A 6,312-nucleotide genomic window follows, 5' to 3' on the forward strand; every position below is an offset into this window, starting at 1 on the left:
CCGGCCCAGCCCCACAGTATGTACGAAGTCGAGGTGAAAGTGCCAGCGGACATCGAGACTGTCGCGGAGCGACTCGACGAACTCGGGGCCGAGCAGGTCGATACGGTGATACAGACGGACACGTACTACGATGCGCCCCACCGGAATTTCGCCGAGACAGACGAGGCGTTCCGGGTCCGCCGTGAAACCAGAAAAGGCGAAACGGACGCGAAAGTTACTTATAAGGGCCCACTCCTCGAAGCGGAGTCGAAGAGCCGAGAGGAGTTCGAAACAGGCGTCGAGAACGGCGACGATATCGACGCAATCGTCCAGCACCTCGGTTTCGAGCCGGCGGCGACCGTCCGGAAGAACCGCCGGGTGTACGAAGTCCGGGAATACGACGTCACGCTTGACGCGGTCGACGGTGTCGGCGAGTTCGTTGAAGTCGAACGAGAGACTGACGGCGACATCGAACCCGTTCGAGAGGGGGCCTACGGGGTGCTTCGGGACCTCGGTCTGAATCCCGACGAGCAGCAACGGACCTCCTATCTCGGTATGCTACTTAGCGATGCGAACGAGTAATCATTCAGCCGTTATCTGTTCCCGTAAGTTATAGAACCCGGCCAGACGAAGTCGAGGCAATGACTGAGCGGAACATCCACGTCCAACCTGCGAGCGGGCTCGCCGTCGAAGATCAAGACATCGAAGTCGTAGAGCGCAAGGGTATCGGCCACCCGGACTCAATCTGTGACGGCATCGCGGAGACGGTGTCGCGTGCGCTGGCACAGACGTACATCGACCGCTTTGGCACAGTCTTGCATTACAACACAGACGAGACACAGCTCGTCGCTGGCACCGCCGCCCCGGCGTATGGCGGCGGCGAGGTGCTTGAGCCGATCTACATTCTGGTCGTCGGTCGAGCGACGAAGAAGTTCGACGGCGAACGCATCCCGGCCGAAAGCATCGCTCTTCGGGCCGCACGCGACTACCTCGACGAGCAGTTCCCACATCTCGACCTCGGGTCCGATGTCATCGTCGACGTTCAGTTCGGCGAAGGATCGGGCGATCTCCAGACAGTGTTCGGCGAGGAGGCGACAGTTCCGATGGCAAACGACACGAGCTATGGCGTCGGCCACGCTCCGCTAACGGAAACAGAACAGATCGTCCGAAACACCGAGCAGAAACTGACCGGCGAATACGCCGAGGCAAACCCGGTCGTCGGCCAGGACGTCAAGGTGATGGGCAAGCGCGAGGGCGACCACATCGATGTGACCGTGGCCGTCGCAATGGTCGACGAACACGTCCCGGACCTCGAAGCGTACAAAACCGCTGTTTCGGACGTTCAAGCATTCGTTACCGACCTCGCAGAGGAGTACACCGACCGTGACGTAACGGTCCACGTCAACACGGCCGACGACTACGACGCCGAGTCAATCTATCTCACGACCACTGGGACCAGCGCCGAGCAGGGCGATGACGGCTCCGTCGGGCGCGGAAACCGCGCGAACGGGCTCATCACGCCGAACCGCCCAATGAGCATGGAGGCGACATCCGGCAAGAACCCAGTTAACCACATCGGAAAAATATATAATCTTCTCTCGACAGAAATAGCACAGTCCGTCGCGAATGAGGTTGACGGCATCCGACAGGTCCAGATGCGCCTTCTCTCACAGATCGGGTCACCGATTGACGAACCCCACGTCGCCGATGCCACAGTTGTCACCGAAGACGGTATCGCGGTCGGCGACGTCGAATCGGAGATTCAGGCCACGATTGACGACGAACTGGCCGACGTGACCGACATTACGCGACAAGTCATCGAGGGGAACCTCTCGACGTTCTGAGACGGCCAAGCGATATCCCTTTACTCGCTGGTAGTCAACTCGCAGACATGCATCCCCCAGACGCCGACAGCGTACTCGTCCGCCACGGCGAGCTCGGCGTCAAAAGCGACCAGGTCCGCCGGAAGATGGAACACCAGCTGGCGGACAACCTCCGTGCGATGCTCGACGCCCGCGACCTGCCGGGAGATATCGACCAGCGGCGGAACCGACTGTTCATCCACACCGACCACCCCGAGGGCGTGACTGCGGCTGCGGCCGACACGTTCGGCGTCACCTCCGCATCGGCAGTCGCGACGACCGACCCGACGCTATCCGAAATCGCAGACACATTGGCCGAAACCACGCGAGAGCAGTACGACGGTGGCACATTTGCCGTCGAGGCCCGCCGGGCGGGGCCACCATCGGCACATCCCTTTTCGAGTTCGGACATCGAGTCCACCGGCGGGACCGCTGTCGGGGAAACAATAACCGACATGGGCGGCGAGCCCGTTGTCGACCTCGACGAGCCCGATTTCGAACTGTTTGTCGAGTGTCGCGCCGACAAGGCGTACGTCTTCTGTGAGAAGCGCGCCGGCCCGGGCGGGCTCCCGCTGGGGACCCAGCGACCCGTCGTCGCGCTCGTCAGCGGCGGCATCGACTCGCCCGTCGCCGCCTGGAAGCTCATGAAACGCGGCGCGCCGGTGATTCCCGTCTACGTCGACCTCGGTGACTACGGCGGCCCCGACCACCGGGCCCGGGCCCGTTCGACCGTCGAGACGCTCGCCGCGTACGCGCCCGGACACGACCTCTCGCTTTCCGTGGTCGACGCCGGGGACGTCGTCGCCGACCTCTCGGAAGACCTCGGGTCGCTCCGGATGCTCGCGCTCCGCCGGTTCATGCTCGCGGTCGCCGAGGCTATCGCCCGCGAGCGCGACGCCGTCGGCATCGTCACCGGGGAGGCCATCGGCCAGAAGTCCAGCCAGACCAGCGCGAACATCGCGGTCACGGACGCCGCGACGACGCTCCCGGTCCACCGGCCGAACCTCACCGTCGACAAATCCGAGATAACCGACCGCGCGCGGGCCATCGGTACCTTCGAGGACTCGACAATCGACACCGGCTGCAACCGTGTCGCGCCGTCACACCCCGAGACCAACGCCTCGCTCGAAGCGGTCCGAGCGGCCGAACCCGACGACCTGCTCGACCGAGCCGAGGCCCGCGCCCGGGACCGCGCCGTCGTCCCCATCGAAAGCTAAATTTCCGGGGCGGGCCAGAGTTGAGCCATGACGCAGGTCTGTCTCGTCGGGAGCGAGGACGTGAACCTCCGGTACGAACTCCTCTCGCGCGAGACCGCACGGAACGCGCTTGCCACCTACGACCTGCAGGAACCGTTCGCGAACACCGTCGCCGTCGACACCGTGAGCCTGGGGGCGGCGGTGGCGCTCCTGAACGACCTGAACTGGTATCTCGTCCGTTTCGCCGACGCCGCCTTCGTCCGCGACCCCTCCATCAGCGAGACGGAGTGGCTCTCCCGAGACCTCGCCGCCGCGATTCGGGACGACGACATTGCCCCCGAGGACACCGGGCGCTTTCTCAACGTGTACGGCGTCGTCGAGAGCGAGCCATCGGACGCGGACGAGACGGCTGACACCCAGGCAGCGGCCGAGCGACCGCCGGAACTTGTCGAGCCGATGCTTCTGACGCGGACCGGCGACACGATTCCCGAGTACGACCTGCAGGACGTGGACGACACGCTCGTCGTGCGGGTGACCGAGTCCGAGTTCGGTGCCTGAGAAAAGCGCCCGGGTGTCAGAGGCACGGGCACTCCGGGTGGGCGCTGCCGACGGGCTGTTCGCCCACGGTTTCACCACCCGTCCGAACCGTATATACCGAATGGCCGGGAAAGTTCCCGACCCCTGAGAATCAATGCCTGTTTTCAGAAATACTGGGGCGAAGAGCAAGAACGATACCGGATAGCGACGAACGACGAGACGGACATGGGACAGCCCTCACCGGTGGTCGACGTCGTCACGAAGCGATACGAGTTCCTCGTCGCGTTATCAGCGCCGAAAACAAAACCCGAACTCGTAGCCTCGCTCGACCGGTCGCGGTCCACCGTCGACCGGGCGGTCGGCGCGCTCCGCGAGGCCGACCTCGTCGAACGGACCGGCAGCGAGTACGTCGTCACCTATGCGGGCCGACAGGCGACGGCAGCCTACGAGGGGTTCTGCGACCGGCTCGACGCCCTCCAGCGTGCCCATCCCGTTCTCTCCGCGCTGCCCGCCGACGTCGACATCGACCCGGCTGTCCTCCACGGCGCGGACGTAGAGACCGCGTCGCCGGCCGCACCGACCGTCCCGACCGAGGAGACCGTCGACGTCCTGGACGGAACGACGTCGTTTCAGGGGACCGGCCCGGCCGTCCTCCCGCGCTACGTCGACGTCATCGAGTCCCTGTGGAGCGACACGACCGTCGACGTCGAACTGGTGGTGACGGAGGCCGTCGCCGAGTCGCTGGAGAGCGCGCTCCCCGACAGGCGTGAGACGCTCGAAGACCTGTCGAACGTCTCGCTGTACGTGACCGGGGAACCGATGCCGTACGCGGTCTGGACCGCCGACAGGGCCGACGGGGCCGTCAGCGGTATCGTCGTCTACACGGAGACAGGTATCAAGGGGACCATCAACAACGACACCGCGGCGATGAACGAGTGGGCCCGCGAGAAGTACGAGGCCTACAGGCGGGACGCGCGCCCGCTCGACTAGTCGTCGAACATCCCGGTCGACATGTACCGCTCGCCGCTGTCCCAGTAGACCGTGACGACGAGCGGGTCGTCGACGCCGTCGGCGACGAGTTGCCCGGCCACCTCCCGCGCGGCGAGGTTCGACGCGCCCGAGGACTGACCGACGAGGATACCCTCCTCGCGGGCGAGGCGTCGACACTCGTCTTCCGCGTCCGCAAGTTCGACCGTCACCACGTCGTCCAGCAAGTCGGTGTCGAGGTTGTCACTGACGAAGCCCGGCCCCATCCCCTGGAAACTATCCTCGCCGGTTCCCGGTTCCATTCCCGAGAGGACGGCGTTGTCCGCCGGCTCGACCGCGACGATGTCCATCTCGGGGAACGCCTCGCGCAGCCGGCGGCCGGTTCCGGTGAGGGTCCCGCCGGTCCCGACGCCCGCGACCAGGGCGTCGACGGTCCGGTCGCCGACCTGTTCGAGTATCTCCTCGCCCGTCGTCTCGTAGTGTGCCCGCGGGTTCGCCGGGTTCTCGAACTGCCGGAGCTGGACGTGGTCGTCGCGGTCACACAGTTCGTCGGCGCGCTCTTTCGCGTCGGAGATGTCGCCCTCGACCAGTTCGATGTCCGCGCCGTAGGCCTTCATTATCTGGCGGCGCTCGGGCGACTTCGAGGCCGGCATCACCAGCACCACGTCGTACCCCTTCGTCGACCCGACCATCGCCATCCCAATGCCGGTGTTCCCACTTGTCGGTTCGACGAGCGTATCACCCGGTTCGAGTGCCCCGTTTTGCTCGGCGTCGTCTATCATGTACTTGGCCGGCCGGTCCTTGGCGGAGCCGCCGGGATTGAACGACTCGACCTTCGCCGCGACGGTTGCCCCCTCCGGCGCGCGGACCGAGACCAGCGGGGACCCGATTGTATCGAGAATGGAGTCTTTCATCGCCGCCGGCTACGCGGCCCCGACTTAAACGCCTACTGAAGGTCCCAAACAGTTCGTTGTCTCCCGGGCCGCGGCAGCGCTTTCCGGCGTCGACACCATTCAGGTGAACATGTTTATGTCGTCGACCGGCAGTACCGAGTAATCAACCGACAGCGTGTCCTTCGTCGCCCGGACCTTGCCGACGAACGCGGAGATGTCGTCGAGTTGTCCCTCCAAGACGAACAGTTCCATACAGTACCGGTCGCCGACGTGACTGTGGAAGTTCGACGCGACGATCGACTCGTGGTCGTGGCGGAGGTGCATCATCTTCTCCTCAACCGTGGTCGTCTCGTAGTCAAACAACACAGTGACGACCGCCATCAGTTCGCGGTCCTCCAGTCGCTTGTCCTCGAACTCGCCCATCAGGTTCCGGACTGCTTCACGAACTACTTCGCTGCGACCCGTGTATCCGTGTTCGTCGGCGAACGTGTCGATTCGCTCTTCCAGTTCGTCCGGCATCGAGATGCTGACTACGCCCATGTAATAACTCGGTCGCGTTGGGGTATTAATATTTCATATCCAACGCATCGGACGGCGCTGCGGCTGTCCGCGTGCGCTCGTCTATACATACAGAAAGCCCACTCGGGAGAGATGTCTCTCCCGGGTGGGCTGTGTAAGATATGAATGGTGGCGGCGAACCGGATTTCCCAGAGGCTCGCGCACTCCAGTATTCCCCGGAACGCTGGCGGGCTTATCTTCCGTGTTCGGGATGGGTACGGGAGGCAACCCCGCCGCTGTGGCCGCCTAACGCCGAGTCGCGGAATCGAACCGCGAGGATACCGGTCTCGGTCGGTCTCC

Annotated in this window: 7 protein-coding genes and 1 rRNA gene; 5 read left to right on the forward strand and 3 right to left on the reverse strand. The window is 64.5% G+C overall.

The window, feature by feature from the left end; all coding sequences use genetic code 11:
• Positions 1-18: 18 nt before the first annotated feature.
• The 5 genes from cyaB (at position 19) to DVK00_RS16935 (ending at position 4,564) form a co-directional block, all read left to right on the forward strand.
• A complete protein-coding gene (gene cyaB, locus DVK00_RS16915; RefSeq protein ID WP_232794459.1) occupies positions 19-561 on the forward strand; it encodes a class IV adenylate cyclase in 543 nt (180 codons plus the stop codon).
• Positions 562-620: 59 nt separating this feature from the next.
• On the forward strand, positions 621-1,823 hold the full coding sequence (locus DVK00_RS16920; RefSeq protein WP_101350311.1) for a methionine adenosyltransferase: 1,203 nt from the start codon (positions 621-623) through the stop codon (positions 1,821-1,823).
• Between the two features lie 47 nt (positions 1,824-1,870).
• Positions 1,871-3,058 carry a tRNA sulfurtransferase gene (locus tag DVK00_RS16925; RefSeq protein WP_101350312.1) on the forward strand — a complete coding sequence of 396 codons (1,188 nt, stop codon included), beginning with the start codon at positions 1,871-1,873 and terminating at the stop codon, positions 3,056-3,058.
• Between the two features lie 27 nt (positions 3,059-3,085).
• A complete protein-coding gene (locus tag DVK00_RS16930; protein ID WP_121578074.1) occupies positions 3,086-3,595 on the forward strand; it encodes a DUF5804 family protein in 510 nt (169 codons plus the stop codon).
• 204 nt (positions 3,596-3,799) lie between these two features.
• Positions 3,800-4,564 (forward strand): winged helix-turn-helix domain-containing protein, encoded by a 765-nt coding sequence (locus DVK00_RS16935; RefSeq protein ID WP_121578075.1) that lies wholly within the window; start codon positions 3,800-3,802, stop codon positions 4,562-4,564.
• On the opposite strand, the gene DVK00_RS16940 is transcribed toward DVK00_RS16935, so the two are convergent.
• From DVK00_RS16940 to rrf, 3 genes are all read right to left on the reverse strand, one after another.
• On the reverse strand, positions 4,561-5,475 hold the full coding sequence (locus DVK00_RS16940) for a PLP-dependent cysteine synthase family protein (RefSeq protein ID WP_121512111.1): 915 nt from the start codon (positions 5,473-5,475) through the stop codon (positions 4,561-4,563). The two genes, DVK00_RS16935 and DVK00_RS16940, sit on opposite strands and share 4 nt — an antisense overlap.
• A gap of 99 nt (positions 5,476-5,574) precedes the next feature.
• A complete protein-coding gene (locus DVK00_RS16945; protein ID WP_101350316.1) occupies positions 5,575-5,994 on the reverse strand; it encodes a CopG family ribbon-helix-helix protein in 420 nt (139 codons plus the stop codon).
• Between the two features lie 145 nt (positions 5,995-6,139).
• A 5S ribosomal RNA gene (gene rrf / locus DVK00_RS16950) occupies positions 6,140-6,262 on the reverse strand.
• Positions 6,263-6,312: the final 50 nt, after the last annotated feature.

This window comes from Haloarcula sp. Atlit-47R (assembly GCF_003665985.1).
GTDB lineage: Archaea > Halobacteriota > Halobacteria > Halobacteriales > Haloarculaceae > Haloarcula > Haloarcula taiwanensis.